The 15,101-nt window shown below is 50.4% G+C and carries 19 protein-coding genes and 1 pseudogene; all 20 read left to right on the top strand.

Translation table 11 applies throughout. The annotated features are described in order from the left end of the window. Positions 1-68: 68 nt before the first annotated feature. The 20 genes and pseudogenes from MKY82_RS22165 (at position 69) to MKY82_RS22070 (ending at position 15,092) form a co-directional block, all read left to right on the top strand. Entirely contained in the window at positions 69-416 is a 348-nt protein-coding gene (locus MKY82_RS22165) for a hypothetical protein (RefSeq protein WP_339294361.1), read from the top strand. 15 nt (positions 417-431) lie between these two features. Further along, on the top strand, positions 432-701 hold the full coding sequence (locus MKY82_RS22160; protein WP_339294360.1) for a hypothetical protein: 270 nt from the start codon (positions 432-434) through the stop codon (positions 699-701). A gap of 49 nt (positions 702-750) precedes the next feature. Continuing rightward, positions 751-987, top strand: a complete 237-nt coding sequence (locus tag MKY82_RS22155; RefSeq protein WP_144866234.1) for a hypothetical protein — start codon at positions 751-753, stop codon at positions 985-987. Positions 988-1,167: 180 nt separating this feature from the next. Next, positions 1,168-1,254 (top strand): annotated as a pseudogene (locus MKY82_RS22150) (2-oxoglutarate dehydrogenase E1); the annotation flags it as partial. Positions 1,255-1,319: 65 nt separating this feature from the next. After that, entirely contained in the window at positions 1,320-1,841 is a 522-nt protein-coding gene (locus tag MKY82_RS22145; protein ID WP_186332825.1) for a hypothetical protein, read from the top strand. Positions 1,842-2,107: 266 nt separating this feature from the next. Further along, positions 2,108-2,593, top strand: a complete 486-nt coding sequence (locus MKY82_RS22140) for a hypothetical protein (RefSeq protein ID WP_339294359.1) — start codon at positions 2,108-2,110, stop codon at positions 2,591-2,593. A gap of 38 nt (positions 2,594-2,631) precedes the next feature. Next, a complete protein-coding gene (locus tag MKY82_RS22135; RefSeq protein ID WP_339294358.1) occupies positions 2,632-2,922 on the top strand; it encodes a hypothetical protein in 291 nt (96 codons plus the stop codon). 988 nt (positions 2,923-3,910) lie between these two features. Beyond that, positions 3,911-4,330 (top strand): hypothetical protein, encoded by a 420-nt coding sequence (locus MKY82_RS22130; protein ID WP_339294357.1) that lies wholly within the window; start codon positions 3,911-3,913, stop codon positions 4,328-4,330. A 194-nt stretch (positions 4,331-4,524) separates the two neighbouring features. Beyond that, on the top strand, positions 4,525-5,826 hold the full coding sequence (locus tag MKY82_RS22125; protein WP_339294356.1) for a site-specific DNA-methyltransferase: 1,302 nt from the start codon (positions 4,525-4,527) through the stop codon (positions 5,824-5,826). Between the two features lie 134 nt (positions 5,827-5,960). After that, on the top strand, positions 5,961-6,179 hold the full coding sequence (locus tag MKY82_RS22120; protein ID WP_339294355.1) for a hypothetical protein: 219 nt from the start codon (positions 5,961-5,963) through the stop codon (positions 6,177-6,179). 96 nt (positions 6,180-6,275) lie between these two features. Then, positions 6,276-6,461 (top strand): hypothetical protein, encoded by a 186-nt coding sequence (locus MKY82_RS22115; RefSeq protein WP_339294354.1) that lies wholly within the window; start codon positions 6,276-6,278, stop codon positions 6,459-6,461. A gap of 97 nt (positions 6,462-6,558) precedes the next feature. After that, positions 6,559-7,437 carry a phage terminase small subunit gene (gene terS / locus MKY82_RS22110; RefSeq protein WP_339294353.1) on the top strand — a complete coding sequence of 293 codons (879 nt, stop codon included), beginning with the start codon at positions 6,559-6,561 and terminating at the stop codon, positions 7,435-7,437. Continuing rightward, entirely contained in the window at positions 7,430-8,857 is a 1,428-nt protein-coding gene (locus MKY82_RS22105) for a DEAD/DEAH box helicase family protein (RefSeq protein WP_339294352.1), read from the top strand. Before terS ends, MKY82_RS22105 begins: the two co-directional genes overlap by 8 nt. A gap of 31 nt (positions 8,858-8,888) precedes the next feature. Continuing rightward, positions 8,889-9,029, top strand: a complete 141-nt coding sequence (locus MKY82_RS22100; protein WP_210094649.1) for a hypothetical protein — start codon at positions 8,889-8,891, stop codon at positions 9,027-9,029. A gap of 44 nt (positions 9,030-9,073) precedes the next feature. After that, positions 9,074-10,579: a hypothetical protein gene (locus tag MKY82_RS22095; RefSeq protein WP_339294351.1), complete on the top strand. Its 1,506-nt coding sequence runs from the start codon at positions 9,074-9,076 to the stop codon at positions 10,577-10,579. Beyond that, positions 10,579-12,444 (top strand): phage minor capsid protein, encoded by a 1,866-nt coding sequence (locus MKY82_RS22090; RefSeq protein ID WP_339294350.1) that lies wholly within the window; start codon positions 10,579-10,581, stop codon positions 12,442-12,444. Before MKY82_RS22095 ends, MKY82_RS22090 begins: the two co-directional genes overlap by 1 nt. Before the next feature lies 1 nt (position 12,445). Further along, positions 12,446-12,664, top strand: coding sequence for a hypothetical protein (locus MKY82_RS22085; RefSeq protein WP_339294349.1), 219 nt, complete (start codon positions 12,446-12,448; stop codon positions 12,662-12,664). Positions 12,665-12,699: 35 nt separating this feature from the next. Continuing rightward, complete coding sequence (locus tag MKY82_RS22080; protein ID WP_339294348.1) at positions 12,700-13,530, top strand: scaffolding protein; 831 nt, start codon at positions 12,700-12,702, stop codon at positions 13,528-13,530. A gap of 15 nt (positions 13,531-13,545) precedes the next feature. Beyond that, positions 13,546-13,923 (top strand): head decoration protein, encoded by a 378-nt coding sequence (locus MKY82_RS22075; protein WP_339294347.1) that lies wholly within the window; start codon positions 13,546-13,548, stop codon positions 13,921-13,923. A 29-nt stretch (positions 13,924-13,952) separates the two neighbouring features. Beyond that, complete coding sequence (locus MKY82_RS22070; RefSeq protein WP_339294346.1) at positions 13,953-15,092, top strand: major capsid protein; 1,140 nt, start codon at positions 13,953-13,955, stop codon at positions 15,090-15,092. Positions 15,093-15,101: the final 9 nt, after the last annotated feature.

Raw genomic sequence — 15,101 nt, 5'->3', positions numbered from 1 at the left:
AGCGAACATATGGGATACAGTTCAGCTTCTACAGCGTTTAGTATTGTCGAGGCGCTTGTTAAAAAGGGATGTGTCAGAAAGAACCGGGGGCCGAGGACGATCCGAGTGGTGCAAAGCGTGGGGTCGTCGTGATTCGAAGAATAACTTGGAAGGAAGGGGCGGCTCTTTGCGAAGAGATCCGTAGGTCTCCGCCCGGAATCTGGACGCATGACTTGAACACCATCCGCAGCGGCCCGGCAAGGTTTGTCACCCGGGTAATGGCCCAGGACGGTTTGGAGATCGTGTACTTCCGCCACTCGGGCGGCGCAGGAGCGTGGCAATACGAGTTTCGTGGTAATGGCGGTGATGCCTGGGAGCAGGCACCGAATTATGTCCAGCTGAAGGATCTGGAGCTTGGCCAAATGGAGTTATTTTGAAAAGGAGACGTAGACATGCAAATTGCGGTTAGAGGATGGATTATTAACCCTGAATTGGAATGGAAGTTCGTTAAGGTAAGCGGTATTGATAGCGAAGGGGATTTTATTGATATTGAAGGACGTGTTGTTGGTGCTTCAGGCGAGACTCTAAAAGTTGCTACTACCGAGAAAGAGTATGAATTTTATATCGGTGAGTTTGGCCAAAACGGTTTGAAGTTAGAGGTTTGGTACCAAAGTACAAAATGCGAAATGCCTGAAGATTGTGACCAGACACTGGTTGATTGATCCGGGAGGGGGGCTCCTCTCCCCCCAAAAAATAATTGGAGATGATGAAATGGCTATTTCCCCTAAGGCAATTCAGTTGATTGACCAGGCGCTGGATCCGCTGATCGAATCCGGCTGCCGCATTGAGCAGATCAAGATGGTCGTTGCTGCAGGTGCTGAGATTGCCGATCGCGGATATATTCAAACGAAAGCCGGCGTGCTGAAAGTGGAGCCTAACAACTTTGTTCCGCGTGGGCGGGCTTATCTTGTCGAGGACCACTACAGAGGATTCAATTGGGTTCGATAATACAGGGGCTACGGCCCATTAAGGAGAGGTAACAATGCAAGATGACTATAACAACCTGCCTTTGGATCAGAGGCCAGAACATTGTACTAAATGCGGCACAGAATTTTATCCAGATCAATTTGATTATGAACCTGTATGCGACGAGTGTTCGAAGGTTTCTGGAGATGAGGGTGATCGGATATGAAGGCCAAAACAATTATCCAGCCTTGGGCGACGCTGATCGCCCTCGGCGAGAAGCAGTTTGAAACCCGCAGCTGGTCCACGAAGCACAGCGACACCTGGCACGGCTTAGCGGAAATGCATGCTGAGAATAAGAGGGGCGGTCGGGTCCAGTGAATATTCAAGAAAAACTAATAGATCTAGAGTTGGCGCTTTTAAAAATGTGGGCCGCTACCGGGATCAAAGAAATCTATAAGTACAAGAATAGAATCAAAATTTACAAGCGGGAAGGTTTGAGTAGGTTCGAACTGTTCTACGATCTCTCTCACTCTATGTTTACGGACGTGGAGGATACAGCAAACGGTGATGACCTCTACGCTGAAGAATGCAAGGTTAGTGTTGAAGTGCTGATTAAGAGGAGGGAAATATCCGGTACCCCACCCGCACCCACCATTAAGCTTGGTGACAAGGAGCTGCTAACAGCTCAAGAAGAAATCGCCCGGATCAATAGCAAATATTACGCGGACAGGCAGCGATTCCATGACCGGGGCCGGCAGTTGGCACATTTTCAGTCCTCACTGGATTGGTTGAAGCAAAGGTTCGAAGAGGAATGGAACTTTGAGCTGGGGATCGGCGAAGTCGTGGAAGAAATCATATATCGGTTTGAGGGTCGAGGTGAGTCCGATGCTGGATAAAGGGAAAAGTGAGTTCTGGCCGCCAGAAAAGATTGCTGCTCACCTCAAGGCGATCGGAGCAGACAAGCCGCCTGAACCCAGAAACAGCGGTTTAAAATATAAGATCACCGCACCCCGGAAAGGGTACCGGAACAAGTATCTAAAGCGTGGAGGCGAGTATTAAGGCTTATAAATGAAAGACCCCCTAATCCTTGGCCGGGCGGGGGTCAATCGGTAATATATTCCTCTCAATGATTATAACATAAAGGGGATTGAGGGGAATGGCGATGGCATGGACACAAGGGGAACTCTTTCCAAAGGCAAATGAAGCGGAGATCCAGCGTACAAAATTCCTGCTCGGAAAATATAAAGAGATGACGATGCTCATGCAGGATTTTGAGAAATTCGAAGAAGATTTAAAGCAAGTGGCCATTGATGGCGAAGCAGCCCGCCGGATCGATCAGGAGGACCTTCATGCTGATAAGACGGCCAACGCTACGATTCTGATTGAAAAGCAGCGCTGGGTATATCAGAAATATCAGTTTTACACTAGGCAGCTCGAGAGGGCCATTGGATTAATCCAGGACGACGAGGCAAGGAAGGCAGTCGATTACAGGTTCATGCAGGGTTACTCTTACAAAGAGACGTTGTTGTTTTTCCGACATGGATTGTCTGACAGCACGATCCGGAGGAAGATACTTGAGGGAACCGAAAGCATTGCCAATAGTTTGAAGCTTATGGGTTTTTTTGAACAGGATGACGCGGAGTTTTAACGTATAGACTATATATTGCAAAGGAAGGACAGAAAACCATGAGTAAACAACGTTACATGATTTTGAAGGGCGGAAGCCCAGCCATTCACAAACTAGGAGATATCGGCCGTGATAAAGATGATCTTATCTTTGTAAAGTCGGAAACACAGGATCACTTCATTGGAAATTTTGTTGAAGGATTCGGATTTGCTGATGTTGAGTTTAGGAAAAATGATTGTCGACCGCTGACCCCAGCTGAGATTGAGAAATTGAATAATAGTGAGATTCAACTCGGTGGTATCAGATACAAGATGCGGGTTGATTCGGAAGGGTATCCAAGTAATGATTAATGTGCAGTTCGTACGTAAAGCGATTTTTGACCCTAAAGTGAACACAAGCTGAACGTAGATCGACCCTAAGTTGAGCACCACGTGACGGTTTTCCCATGATAGGATGTAAGCATAGAAAAAGGCGAGAATGACACGCACGAGCCGCATGAATGCGGCAATTGTAACCGGGGCGTACCTCTTCTCGCTTTTTCTGTTTATGAAATAGCTTTAACGAATGCTGCGAGCAATCCAAATGCCAGAACGACCATGAGTACTCGCTTTACAATAACCTCATTCCATAGAATCTCAAAAATCCTCAAGCGATATCCTCCTTTTTGGTTTCTTCCAGAATAAACCTTTCTGAGAAGAATATCAAAAGAGTGAGCAACTTGAAGATCATCCGGGATTAAGTGGGGATAATTCGTGAATATAACATTTTGATATTTTGACTCGGTTTTCAGCAGCTCGTTAAAATGGTCTTGTCATACGTATCTAGTTACTAAGTACAGATTCTTTTAATAGCAAAGAGCGCAGCGTTTTTGCTGCGGCCGGCACGGGCGCCACTGCTAAGCTGCAGCGACCTCGTTATAAGCCAAAGCAGCCAGATAAGTGTAAGCGATGTGTATGGGGTGAGTGGACTGGAATGAAGCAGTTCTGCAGCAGACGAACCTGTGTAAAGAAGGAAAAACCTTCCTAATGTCGAAATATGGCATCCTAGGGGGGATATTTATTGTTGTATATTATTTTAGGACTTGTGTTATTGATCCTCATAATAGGCGCTGCAAAGAGTGGCCAAGGATGCGGATGTGTTTCGTTCATTGTATTTGTGGTGCTTATTTTTATTTTGTGGCGCATGGGGATCCTTGGCATTATATGGGGTATTATTCGAGTGTTCTTTCATGAAGTTTTTGAACAAATTTCAGATTGGATTTTCGGATGACAGCAAAGGAAAATACTTCCTGATGTCGAATTATTCCGTATCAATATTAACGACTCAGGAGGGGTAAGTATGAAGTTACATTCAGAAGCAGTTAGAACCGGCGTTATTAATGGCAAGATGTATACCGCGTTTTTCACAGAATTGCCAAATGGTCAATACCTTGCATCAGTTGTAGGAGAAGCGACTGGATCAGAGGGATTCGGGGAACATGTAACTAAGATGTGTGGAAGCAAAGAAGAGGCAGTTGCCGCAATAAACGATGCTTGGGCGGAATTGGTGCAACGTCTGAATCGAGCACTACCTCATCAACGACATTTTACTTTAAGACAGGGGCTTTCACAGACTCTCCTTAAACTAACTCAGGTGTCAGAAAGTATATTTAGATGTCATAAATGTGATGGTGAAGTCACGCAAAATCAACCTAATCCATCTTGTTGGACCTGCGGTTCATGTAAAGCGGAATACATGGGGCCTGTATTGGAAAAATAGCATCCATGGGGGTGCTTTTTCTATTGGATTAGGCGGCGAAATATACGTCGATTTAAGAGGTCTTCTATCAGATGCAGGCGAATGTCGGCACGAGGGATGAAAACAGCAGAGAAGGGGCATAGCGTTGGCGTGTGTCCCTATTTTGTGTGCGTGTATATGTGAAACCAACTCAACTCAAATAGGATGGTGAAGGCATGGATATCAGAGTCATCCCGATAGACCAGATTAACGCAGCTGCTTACAATCCGAGGATCGATCTGCAGCCGGGGGATCCAGAATATGAAAAGCTAAAGCGTAGTATTGAGGAATTCGGCTATGTGGAGCCAATCGTCTGGAATGAACGTACCGGCAACATGGTCGGCGGGCATCAACGATATAAGATCATGGTTCATGAGCTGGGAAGGACCGAGCTCTTGGTTTCAGTCGTTGACCTGGACGATCAGCAGGAACGGCTGCTTAATTTGGCGCTGAATAAGGTATCTGGAAGATGGGATGAGGAAGCGCTGGGCAGGTTGTTGGACGAACTGCAGGAGTCAGGCACGGATCTCTATTTGTCCGGATTCGACCAGGAGGAGATCGAGGACCTTGTCAGCGCTCTGCCTGAAGTCCCAGATATTGAAGATCCGGTCGTTGAGGATGACTTCGACGTAGGGAAGGCATTGGATGACATCAAAGAACCGGAGACGCAGCGCGGTGATGTCTGGCAGCTCGGCCCCCATCGGTTGGTCTGTGGAGATGCTACGGATCCGGCAGACGTCGCACGATTGATGGAAGGAGCCAAGGCGGCTCTAGTTGTAACGGATCCGCCGTACAATGTGGCCGTAGAGAGCGATTCGGAGCGCCTGGCCGCTGACGGCCGAAGCAGCATAATGAACGACGATATGCCCGCAGAGGAATTTGCGGGCTTTTTGCATGCTGTCTTTGAACGGTACTCGTCGATCATGGAGGCGACGGCGGCTATTTATGTATTTCACCCGTCTTCGTACCAGCGAGAGTTCGAGGATGCAATGAACGCTGCCGGTATTGTCGTCCGAAGCCAGTGTATTTGGGTGAAGAATGCAGCTTCGTTTGGCTGGTCGCAGTATCGCTGGCAGCATGAGCCGGTCTTTTATGCCCATCTGCGCGGCAAGGCTCCTGCTTGGTATGGCGACCGCCGCCAATCGACGGTATGGCGCGCCGGCCTTCCTGGTGAGCCCGCTGAACCTAGGACGGTCTGGGAGGTCTCCAGAGGAGATGTTGGCAAATACGTTCATCCCACACAGAAGCCGCTGGAGCTGCTGGCCATACCGATAGGTAACAGCAGCCAGAAGGGGGATGATGTGGTCGACTTCTTCGGTGGATCCGGATCCACGCTCATGACCTGCGATCAAATGGGGCGCAAGTGTCGGACATTGGAACTTGATCCGGTCTTCTGCGATGTGATCAAACGGCGGTATCAGGAGGCAACCGGCATTAAGCCGGTACTGATCGATCGTGTTGTTCCGATGGCAACATAAAAAGGAGGACGCTGACACGTCCTCCCCTTAATCCAGGGCTCCCCCCGGCTGAGATAGCGGCCCGCCGCGCGCGGCATTTTGCAGACATCCGCTATCTCGCATTCCATCATAACGGAAAGCCGAGGGGAACGACAATGGGAACACCTGAGAATAAAGATTTGCTTTTGCAGCACGAGCTTCAAGTCATGGAAGGAATCCTCGAGAGTAAGGAACAATACCGCAAGATCGTAAAGGTAGCTATCGCCCAATGGGTTAAGGACCTGCAGGCTGGACATATAATGATGAAGACAGTCGCCGATTTGGAACGGCTAATTGAGCTGGATATCAAGCTTCAGAGAGATGATCACTTGTAGTTCCTGCAATGTGTTAAAAATGGCGTCTCCGCTCTTATAATGAGGTTGTCTGATCCTTGAATAGGAGAAGACACCTATTATAAAGGAGGGCTAACAATGACAGTTCTAGACACCATTAAAAAATCAGGTTGTACAGGCACGAGAATTCAAGAGGTAATCGAACGCCACAAAGGGCAGGCATTTAAGGAAAGGCTGAAAGACCTTGAAGCTGACAATCCCAGTGCATTGACCAAAATCAAGGAGACAAAACGGAAGGAGCTTTATTACTTCGAGGTGCCCTAAATGAAGTATAAGTTATAGTCAACAGGAGTTGAACACAGAAGGGATAGGCGGGTCAATTTGGACTCGTCTTTTCTTGTTGGGGGTGGTGATTCATGTAATGGCTAGGGAGAGAAGCCCCGACCGGGACAAGGCAAAACAAATGTGGCTTGAGAGCGGCGGGAAGATGAAGCTTAAGGACATCGCCGCCGCTCTTTCTATTGGGGAGACTCAGGTCCGGAAGTGGAAGTCTCAAGATAAGTGGGCTGCCGATTTGAAAGGTAACGTTACCAATGAATCGAAAGGTAACGTTACTAAACGCGGCGCTCCCAAAGGGAACAAAAACGCAAGCGGAAATCGCGGCGGCGCTCCCCCCGGAAATCAGAATGCCAAGGGCAACCGCGGCGGGCCGGGTGGTCCTGTCCGAAATAAAAAGGCAGTCACGACCGGCGAATATGAAACAATATGGATGGACGCACTGGAAGAGGATGAGCAGGAACTCATTGATCTGGTGGACACAGATCCAATCCAACAGGCAGCCGAGTCCATAAAGTTGCTGGCTATCCGCGAGCGACGGATGCTTCAGCGTATCGGCAAGCTAATGAATGGCCTGACCGAGAAGCAACGGCGAGTCCTGAATGAACTGAAAGCAATTAAGGATGTAATGACGGTTCATGACGAAAAGTCCGGACTCACCAAGACGATCCCAGTTACTAGAACCGAAATGGTTGAATCCGAAGTCGAAGAAACAGAATACCGTGCTGTCGATGACATCCTTAAGATCGAGGAAGCCCTGACTCGAGTGACGGACAAGAAGTTAAAGGCTGTTGAGCTGATGAACAGGCTGATCGCTGTCGATGAGGAGAAGCAAGTCCGTACAGCTATCCTACAGATCGAGCTGCAGCAACTCCAAGGAGGGGCCGGCGCAACTCAAAGCTGGACGGAGGCCCTTCAGGTCATCGCCGAGCGGCGAAGAGCAAAGGTGAAAGCAGATGAGTAAGCCATTCAATGTGATTGCAGGAATCGAGCAACTGCTCGACCTTTACTGGGATGATCCTGTGTCATTTGCAGAAGATATGCTCAGTTTTGATCCTGACGATTGGCAGCGCGATGTGATGATGGACGTTGCCGAACATCCAAGGACTAGTGTCAGATCCGGCCAAGGCGTAGGGAAAACGGGGCTGGAGGCTGCATTGGTCATTTGGTTCCTCTGTTGTCGTCCCAATCCAAAGGTTGTGTGTACTGCGCCAACGAAGCAGCAACTGCATGATGTGCTATGGGCCGAGGTTGCCAAATGGCTTGAGAACTCTATGGTTAAGAACCTCCTGAAGTGGACTAAGACGAAAGTTTATATGATTGGCCATGAACAGCGATGGTTTGCGACGGCTCGGACGGCGAATAAGCCGGAAAACATGCAGGGGTTTCACGAAGACTACATGTTGTTCGTTGTCGATGAGGCTTCTGGTGTTGCGGATCCGATCATGGAAGCGATCCTCGGTACCTTGTCCGGCGAGGAGAACAAATTATTAATGTGCGGAAACCCGACTCGTACGAGTGGGGTTTTTTATGATTCTCATAATCGAGACCGCAGCCGGTTCCGGACGCACAAGGTGGATAGCCGGAGCAGCAAGCGGGCCAGCAAAGAGAACATCCAGATGCTGATCGACAAGTATGGCGCAGAAAGCGACGTCGTACGGGTCAGGGTTTATGGAGAGTTCCCTAAAGCGGAGGCGGATGCATTCATAGCCCTCGAGCTTGCCGAGCTGGCCGCCAACGCGACCGTTGACCCTGTCGGTGAAACATTGCATTTGGGTGTGGACGTAGCGCGATTCGGTGATGACGAGACAGTAATAGCGCCGCGGATTGGGATGAAGGTCTTTACACTAAGGTGTTACAACAAACAGGACACAATGGAGACCGCTGGCCGGGTTCTGAATATCGCTAAGGAGATGCTGAGTTCCTTTCAGCAGTTACAATTCGTCGAAATCAAGGTCGATGACAGCGGGGTCGGCGGCGGTGTCACAGACCGGCTGAATGAGGTCATCAGAGAAGAGGGGTTGTATGGGTGGCGGGTCATTCCGGTGAACAACGGGAGCAAACCTACTGACGATGAAATCGAGCATTATGAAAATCGCGGAACGGAAGCCTGGGCCGTTGTTCGGGATGTCCTTCAGGAATGCTTTTCGAAGCATCTGCAGGGCGAACCGGTCAGCATTGAACTGCCCAACGACGAACGACTAATCACCCAGCTGACGCAACGCAAATACAGAATGACCAGCAAAGGGAAGCTGGCGCTCGAGCGTAAAGAGGACATGAAAAAACGCGGGCTTGATTCCCCTGACCGGGCTGATGCAGTCGTGCTTTCGTTCATCACCGAGAAGACAGTCCATTACACCAATCAACGGCCTGCAGGCTGGTAATTTGGAATTATGGTGAATGGAGGTGCTTGCTGTGAAAGTTTCAGAGTTAATTGACTGGCTCCAAACCTTGGAACCGGATTGGGAAATTTTCTATGACGATGGCAGCCAAAACGGCGAAGAGATTAGTCACATCAGAGTGGATGAGGATAATAGACAATATACATTAGAGTGAGCTGCTCAGTAGAGCGGCTTTTTATTTTGCCTTGAAAGTAGGTGATGAACCTGACAATCATATATACCAAAAAGAGTTTCCCGCCGCCGCCATTTGATCAAGAGATCGGCATGATGTTGTATTACCGACTACTGTATGAAGGCGAGCACGCCGAGATCTTCCCGAGAGCGCGCTCTGTTGTTACAGAAAAGCGTTCCGTTCACCGCCGTGTCGGCGTTCGTTCCTGGCGTAAGGTGGAAAAGGTGTTCAGCGCGGATCATCAATACATCGTAGCCAACTTCAGTAGTCTCGTTGCCGAGGTGCCGGCCGACCTGCTGAACCGGTCGCTTGGAAACATCTCGGCGGATACGGAGGAAGGCCCAGAGTTGGACTTCGTGTCTTCTGTGGTGATGGCCAGCACGCCGAATGAAAAGATTTGGTCTGCAGTTACCCAGCACCAGGTTGACGGCAGGGTGGCCTACCGCATTAGAAGGAACGAGTCTGGGGCGGTTTGGTTTGAATGGCTCCTGGGGGACCAGTATCTTCCGCATGATGACGGCCGCGGCGCAGATATCGTGTGGATTGAAGAGTGGGGCAACGAAAATCGCAAGGACCGGTTCCTTCGTGTTGAGCGACAACGACTGGAGGCCAAGGGACTCACCATTCAGCAACTGGTCTTCAAAATGGATGGCGATAATGTGGGCGACCAACTCGAAATTGACCAGTACGCTTCGGATTACGAGTTGGATATCCCGGAGGACGTTGAGCTCCCAGGCGTAAACGAGCTGCTATGTGGGATGGTAACAAATGATGAGATGCTCACGTATCCCCGGGGCCGGTCCGCACTCCGGAATATCGACGGTCTCCAGGAGGAGATCAACTGGACCATAACCCGGGACAGCATCGTGTTTGATAAGCATGGTAAGCCGAAACTTGCTATTCCCCGAGCACTGTGGGACTCGGTTGCATCTCAGAATCAGCGGGACTATGGCGGGCGTTTCGTACGGAACGCCGACCTAGAGGTCGTATCCTATGACGACAAGACGGGGGCGGTCCCTATGTATATTACTTGGGACGCCAAGACGCAGCAGAGCTTCGAACATGTCACTCGGCTGATCAAATACATGCTAGCCATCAGCAAAACGTCACCGCAGGCTGCTGGCCTCGAGGAAGGCAAAGGTGAATCCGGAGTCGCGCTCCTTTATCTTTGGATTCAATCGGTGATCAAGGCCGAGGCAATCAAAGACAAGTTTGACGCTGCGATCAAGGCAGCCATCCGGAAATGTATGATCCTCGAAAATGCGATCGGCGGGCAGAACCTTCAGATAACCGATCCGGTGGTCGAATGGGGCGAACTGCTGCCGAAGGCGGACAGCGAGAAGGACACAGAAGAAATTGAGAAGTATGCCGGCGGTGTGCAGTCGCTGGAGACGACGGTTCGCCGTATGCATCCGGACTGGTCCGAGGAGGCAATCATGGCCGAGATCCAGAAGATTCAGGACGAGCAGGCGGCCGACTCGATGAACCCGACCTTTACTCAGCCGCCGCGAGTGAATCTAGGTGGTAGCTGATGGCTGACACGGACAAGCTGATCGCACTTTACAGCCATACTGGCGAACGGCTACTTGAGCTAATCCGTACTCTTGAATCCGGAAGTTATACCCGACGGCGGAAGGAGCGAATCCTGAAGCAGATCGACGAGATCCTTGCCGAGCTGACGGACGGTGCTGCGCAAAGCATGTCCGAACTGTTGGCAGAGTCGTATAAAGCCGGATCCCAGGAGGCGGCCAGCAACTTGATCGCTCAGGGAATGCCGGAGAACCAAGTCAACACCGCCCTTGAACCGATCATCCATCAGCAGGCCGTGCAGGCGATCATGGACGATGCCTTCTTCCGGATCCTCGAGGCGACCGACAATATGTCCCAGGACGCGAAGCGCCGCGTGGAGGAGATTGTGAGGACCGCGACGGAGCGTATGCTGACCGAAGGCGTTAGCCGGCGAGAGGCGACCAATGAAGCCGTTGCCAAGATGACTGAGCAAGGCATCACGGGCATTGTAGCCAAGAACGGTGCGCGGATCCCGGCGGATAAGTACATGAACGGCGTCGTTCAGTACAATCTCCGCAAGGCCCATGTCACTGGAGCCGAGAACACGATTGTTCAAAACGGTCTTGACTTGGTCTATGTGAACTACGTAGGGATAACCTGTGAATATTGTGCAAAATATCAGGGCCGCGTGTACAGCATCAGCGGAAACGATTCGCGCTTCCCAAAACTGGAGATCCGGCCGCCATACCATGCTCATTGCGTCCATTCTATTAGTGCCTGGATCGAGGAGTATCAGTCGCCGGATGAGGTGGAGCGGATGCTGGCCGCATCGAACCGGCCTTTCACCGATAACCGCACCGAATCGAACATCCGGCGGTACAACGAGATCCAGCGGGACAAGGCCCGGAAGAATGAAACGCGAAAGCAGTGGTTGCGGTACAAGGCTGTGTTGCCAAAGGACACGCCGGATCTGAGGACATTTGCAAGACTTAAGGCACGCAACGCTGAAACATATCGTGAACTGCAGGGGAGCTATCGCCAGGCAAACCGAATTATTAACGAGCGAAACAATCCTTTTCGTTCTGCAGAAAGTGCATCTATTCAGCGGTTCGAGTCGTATATTCAAGGAGCGGACACGTTCTATCGAAAAGACTTTGCTGAATTGTTGCTGAATAAAGCAGGTCTCGGACATATCTCTGTCTCGATCGATCAAAACTTGAATGCGAATGGCGCGTGCATGATCAATTTCGGTGGAGAGCGTGCAGACGTGTCTGCGTATCGATTGTTACGTGACGATGGCCGCCCTTTCGACTATCAAACTAAGACGGCGCTGCATGAGTTTTATCACGCGAACATGCATGGGTTAAAGCATGACGTTTATGATTTAGGCATGAAAGAGTGGCTCAAACTCGAGGAGACCGCGACAGAAACGGCTGCACACTTTATGGCCGATTTGGTTGGCGTATCAGAAAATCTGGCGTACTCTTATTCCGGATACCTGGTCGAGACGCTGCCAAAGCTTAAGCGACTGGACGAGTTTAGCGATGCCGTCACTGTAAAAGATTTCGGCAGGAAGTTTATGAAGTATCGATTTGACAATGATTTTAAAACGGCTGAGTGGAGACCATTGAAAGATCAAATCGATAAAATTACAATTGAGATGGGAGACTACGCCCAGTATTACAAATCTTATGTATTTGAACATGAGGATGAGATTGTCAAGAAGATTTTTGATAACATCAGTGACTCGACGAAGCAATTTAATCGAGAGAACTATATTACTGCTATCAAAAACAGTCTTAATGCTGGGTGGAAGAATTACGATTTCTCACAGCCAGGTTTTACGGACTCGCTGATCATTGCAATGAACGACGTGGGGGTGAAGTGACATGTATGAATACATGGCCAAAATGAAGAATCCAGACAATTGGTCGGTAATCACCGATATTATTCAACCGATTGTCGAGGGTGACATACTTAATGACGATGTCGTTCGTAAGAATGTGCGCTCACTTGATAAGCTTAATGAGCTTGGAGAACATGGTGTTTATTCGGTTTTGGTTGAACGATTGAAAAATAGCCCTCTTTACGAAAAGTATCTGAAATGACGACCACCACGCATTAGGCGAAGGTGGTTTTTTATTTGAGTCGCTCAAACGAGCGGCTTTTTCTTTTGTCCAAACCGTGGCATGACGTAAAACTGCTATTCGAGGAAGCCTACCCGGGCATAAAACAGGAGGATGAAAAGATGTACGAATATATCGCAAAACGTTTTCCTTTGAAATTGAACCTGCAGCTCTTTGCAGCTGATGGCGGTGCCAGCGGAGGGGGCGGCGGTGAGAGTGGTGGCGGAGATGGAGCTGGAGGGAACGGTGGTGATGGCGGCGCCGGTAACGGCGAGAAGACGTTCACACAGGCGGAACTCGACCAGCTCGTGCAGCAACGTCTATCGCGTGCAGAAAAGGCTGCTCAGAAAACTCTAGCTAAGCAACTGGGTTTCGACTCAGTGGAAGCCATGCAAGCCGCCCTGAAGCCGAAAGACAAAGAGCAGGAGAAGGAATCCGGGAAACTTGACCCCGAGGAAATCGACCGTTTGGTTGATGAGAAGATCAAGGCGCGCGAGAAGGAACAGAATGACAAGACATTCAAGCGCTTGCTCAACGCCGAGGTTAAGGTGCTGGCGAATGAACTCGGGTTCGCCGATTGGGAGGACGCTGCGGCACTCGCCGATCTTTCAGCTGTGAAAGAGAACGACAAGGGCGAGCTGGAGGGCGTGAAGGAAGCACTCGAAGCGCTGGCCAAGAAGAAGCCGCATTTGCTCAAATCGAAGCAGGGGGGTGGCCGGATCGGCGCCGATATCGGCGGCGGAAGCCCCGACGACAAGAAGAAACGACAGGAAGAAATCATCAATTTAGCAAAAAGCCGAGGGACGATCGGCGGGCAAGCCGTGAATGACCCGTGGGCAAGAAAATAAGGAGGGACTATCAATATGAGATTGCAACCTAGACCACGTGTAACTGTCCAGGATGAGTATGAAATCCTGGCATCCTTTGAGGTGATCCGGGAAGTGACTAACGGTATCACTATTGATTCGGCAGCCGTTACTGCGGATGCCAATGGCGACAAAATCATCAAGAAAGGCATGCCGATGGCGAAGCTCACTGCATCGGGCAAATTCGTTCCTTATGATCCAGCCGGAACCGACGGCAGCCAGAACCCGACGGTGATCCTAAAGCGTACAGTCAACGTCAAGGACGGCGACCATGTTGTTGGCGGTTACGAGGTTGCAAAGGTAATCGCAGACCGCATCCCGGTTACTGTAGATGACACGCTGCGCCAGAAGATGCCGCATATCGTTTTTGACTAATATCCATACACGGAAAGGATTGAACACATATGAGAAAGTCGTATAAATTGCGCTACAAACTGGATCTGCAGACCTTCGCTGGCGATGATCCGATCGATCTGACACTGGAAGAGGCTTTAACCGGGGAAGACCTGCTCGTTTATTCCCGGAACCTTGAGGTGTCGAATGAATATTTGCATCCGCTGTTGTTTCCTCCACGGGAAACTGCGGAACTGACGGTAGATGTTATTCAAGAAGAATCGCCGCGGCTGCCGGTAATGGCCCAAATCGCCGAACTCGGTACCGAAGTAGAATACGGCTCTCGGGAAGGTTTGAAGGGGTCGCGTATTGAGATTCCGAAGATCCAGCGCGGCCGATACATGGATGAGAAGCTCGTCCGCATGGCACTCCAAGCGTCTCAAAGCTACGGCCTTCGAAGCGAAGAGCGCAATCAGCTCCGTAACCGGCAGCTGAACGATGCTCAATATGCTGTTGATGCCATCCGCGCTCGCCGTGAGTGGATCGCCATGACAAGCATTTGGAGCGGTAAGGTGGTTTATACCGAAGGTAACGTGAAGGTTGACGTTGACTTCGGTTATACCGCAGAGCAAAAGCCGGTCCTTAGCGGCACGGACCTTTGGAGTGACATCGTAAACTCCACGCCGCTGGATGACATCCAGCTTTGGGTTGACCAATGGAGAGCTAAAGGCATCCGACTCCGTCGGGCGTTGACCTCTCAGAAAATCATCACCCTCCTGCGCCGCAACCTGTCGGTCCGTAAGGCTTACCACGGCGACCCGAGCGGTAGCGCTCAGCCTCCGCAGCTCACGAAGGCTCAACTGGATACTGTCTTTGAATCGATGGAATTCCCGGTCTTGGCAGCTTACGACACACAAGCACGTACAGAGGACCGGGCTTTGACTGGTGGCAAACTGTCCTTCACAACGGTCCGAATGGTCCCTGAAGATCGCTTCATTTTGCTGCCGGATGGTCCGCTGGGGAACTACCTATGGGCGAAGACAACCGAGGAAATGATGGCCGAGATCGAAGCGGAGCAAACCGGCGACATGGGCCTTTTTGTATTCCGCGATGTAACGAAGAATCCGATCCGACTCCGGACGGCAGGCGTCGCTTTGAACTTCCCAGCGTTTGCGTGGGCTGATTCGGTCGTATCGGCAAAAGTTCTGTAAGAGCTCTTT

Source organism: Paenibacillus sp. FSL W7-1279 (genome assembly GCF_037969845.1).
GTDB lineage: Bacteria > Bacillota > Bacilli > Paenibacillales > Paenibacillaceae > Paenibacillus_AQ.
This window is presented reverse-complemented; position numbering and strand designations above follow the sequence as displayed.

Excerpts from the sequence above, each read along its gene's own strand:
- MKY82_RS22165 (WP_339294361.1), top strand. The coding sequence starts at position 69 with ATGTGTCAGAAAGAACCGGGGGCCGAGGACGATCCGAGTGGTGCAAAG.
- MKY82_RS22160 (WP_339294360.1), top strand. The coding sequence starts at position 432 with ATGCAAATTGCGGTTAGAGGATGGATTATTAACCCTGAATTGGAATGG.
- MKY82_RS22155 (WP_144866234.1), top strand. The coding sequence starts at position 751 with ATGGCTATTTCCCCTAAGGCAATTCAGTTGATTGACCAGGCGCTGGAT.
- MKY82_RS22140 (WP_339294359.1), top strand. The coding sequence starts at position 2,108 with ATGGCATGGACACAAGGGGAACTCTTTCCAAAGGCAAATGAAGCGGAG.
- MKY82_RS22135 (WP_339294358.1), top strand. The coding sequence starts at position 2,632 with ATGAGTAAACAACGTTACATGATTTTGAAGGGCGGAAGCCCAGCCATT.
- MKY82_RS22130 (WP_339294357.1), top strand. The coding sequence starts at position 3,911 with ATGAAGTTACATTCAGAAGCAGTTAGAACCGGCGTTATTAATGGCAAG.
- MKY82_RS22125 (WP_339294356.1), top strand. The coding sequence starts at position 4,525 with ATGGATATCAGAGTCATCCCGATAGACCAGATTAACGCAGCTGCTTAC.
- MKY82_RS22120 (WP_339294355.1), top strand. The coding sequence starts at position 5,961 with ATGGGAACACCTGAGAATAAAGATTTGCTTTTGCAGCACGAGCTTCAA.
- MKY82_RS22115 (WP_339294354.1), top strand. The coding sequence starts at position 6,276 with ATGACAGTTCTAGACACCATTAAAAAATCAGGTTGTACAGGCACGAGA.
- terS (WP_339294353.1), top strand. The coding sequence starts at position 6,559 with ATGGCTAGGGAGAGAAGCCCCGACCGGGACAAGGCAAAACAAATGTGG.
- MKY82_RS22105 (WP_339294352.1), top strand. The coding sequence starts at position 7,430 with ATGAGTAAGCCATTCAATGTGATTGCAGGAATCGAGCAACTGCTCGAC.
- MKY82_RS22095 (WP_339294351.1), top strand. The coding sequence starts at position 9,074 with ATGAACCTGACAATCATATATACCAAAAAGAGTTTCCCGCCGCCGCCA.
- MKY82_RS22090 (WP_339294350.1), top strand. The coding sequence starts at position 10,579 with ATGGCTGACACGGACAAGCTGATCGCACTTTACAGCCATACTGGCGAA.
- MKY82_RS22085 (WP_339294349.1), top strand. The coding sequence starts at position 12,446 with ATGTATGAATACATGGCCAAAATGAAGAATCCAGACAATTGGTCGGTA.
- MKY82_RS22075 (WP_339294347.1), top strand. The coding sequence starts at position 13,546 with ATGAGATTGCAACCTAGACCACGTGTAACTGTCCAGGATGAGTATGAA.
- MKY82_RS22070 (WP_339294346.1), top strand. The coding sequence starts at position 13,953 with ATGAGAAAGTCGTATAAATTGCGCTACAAACTGGATCTGCAGACCTTC.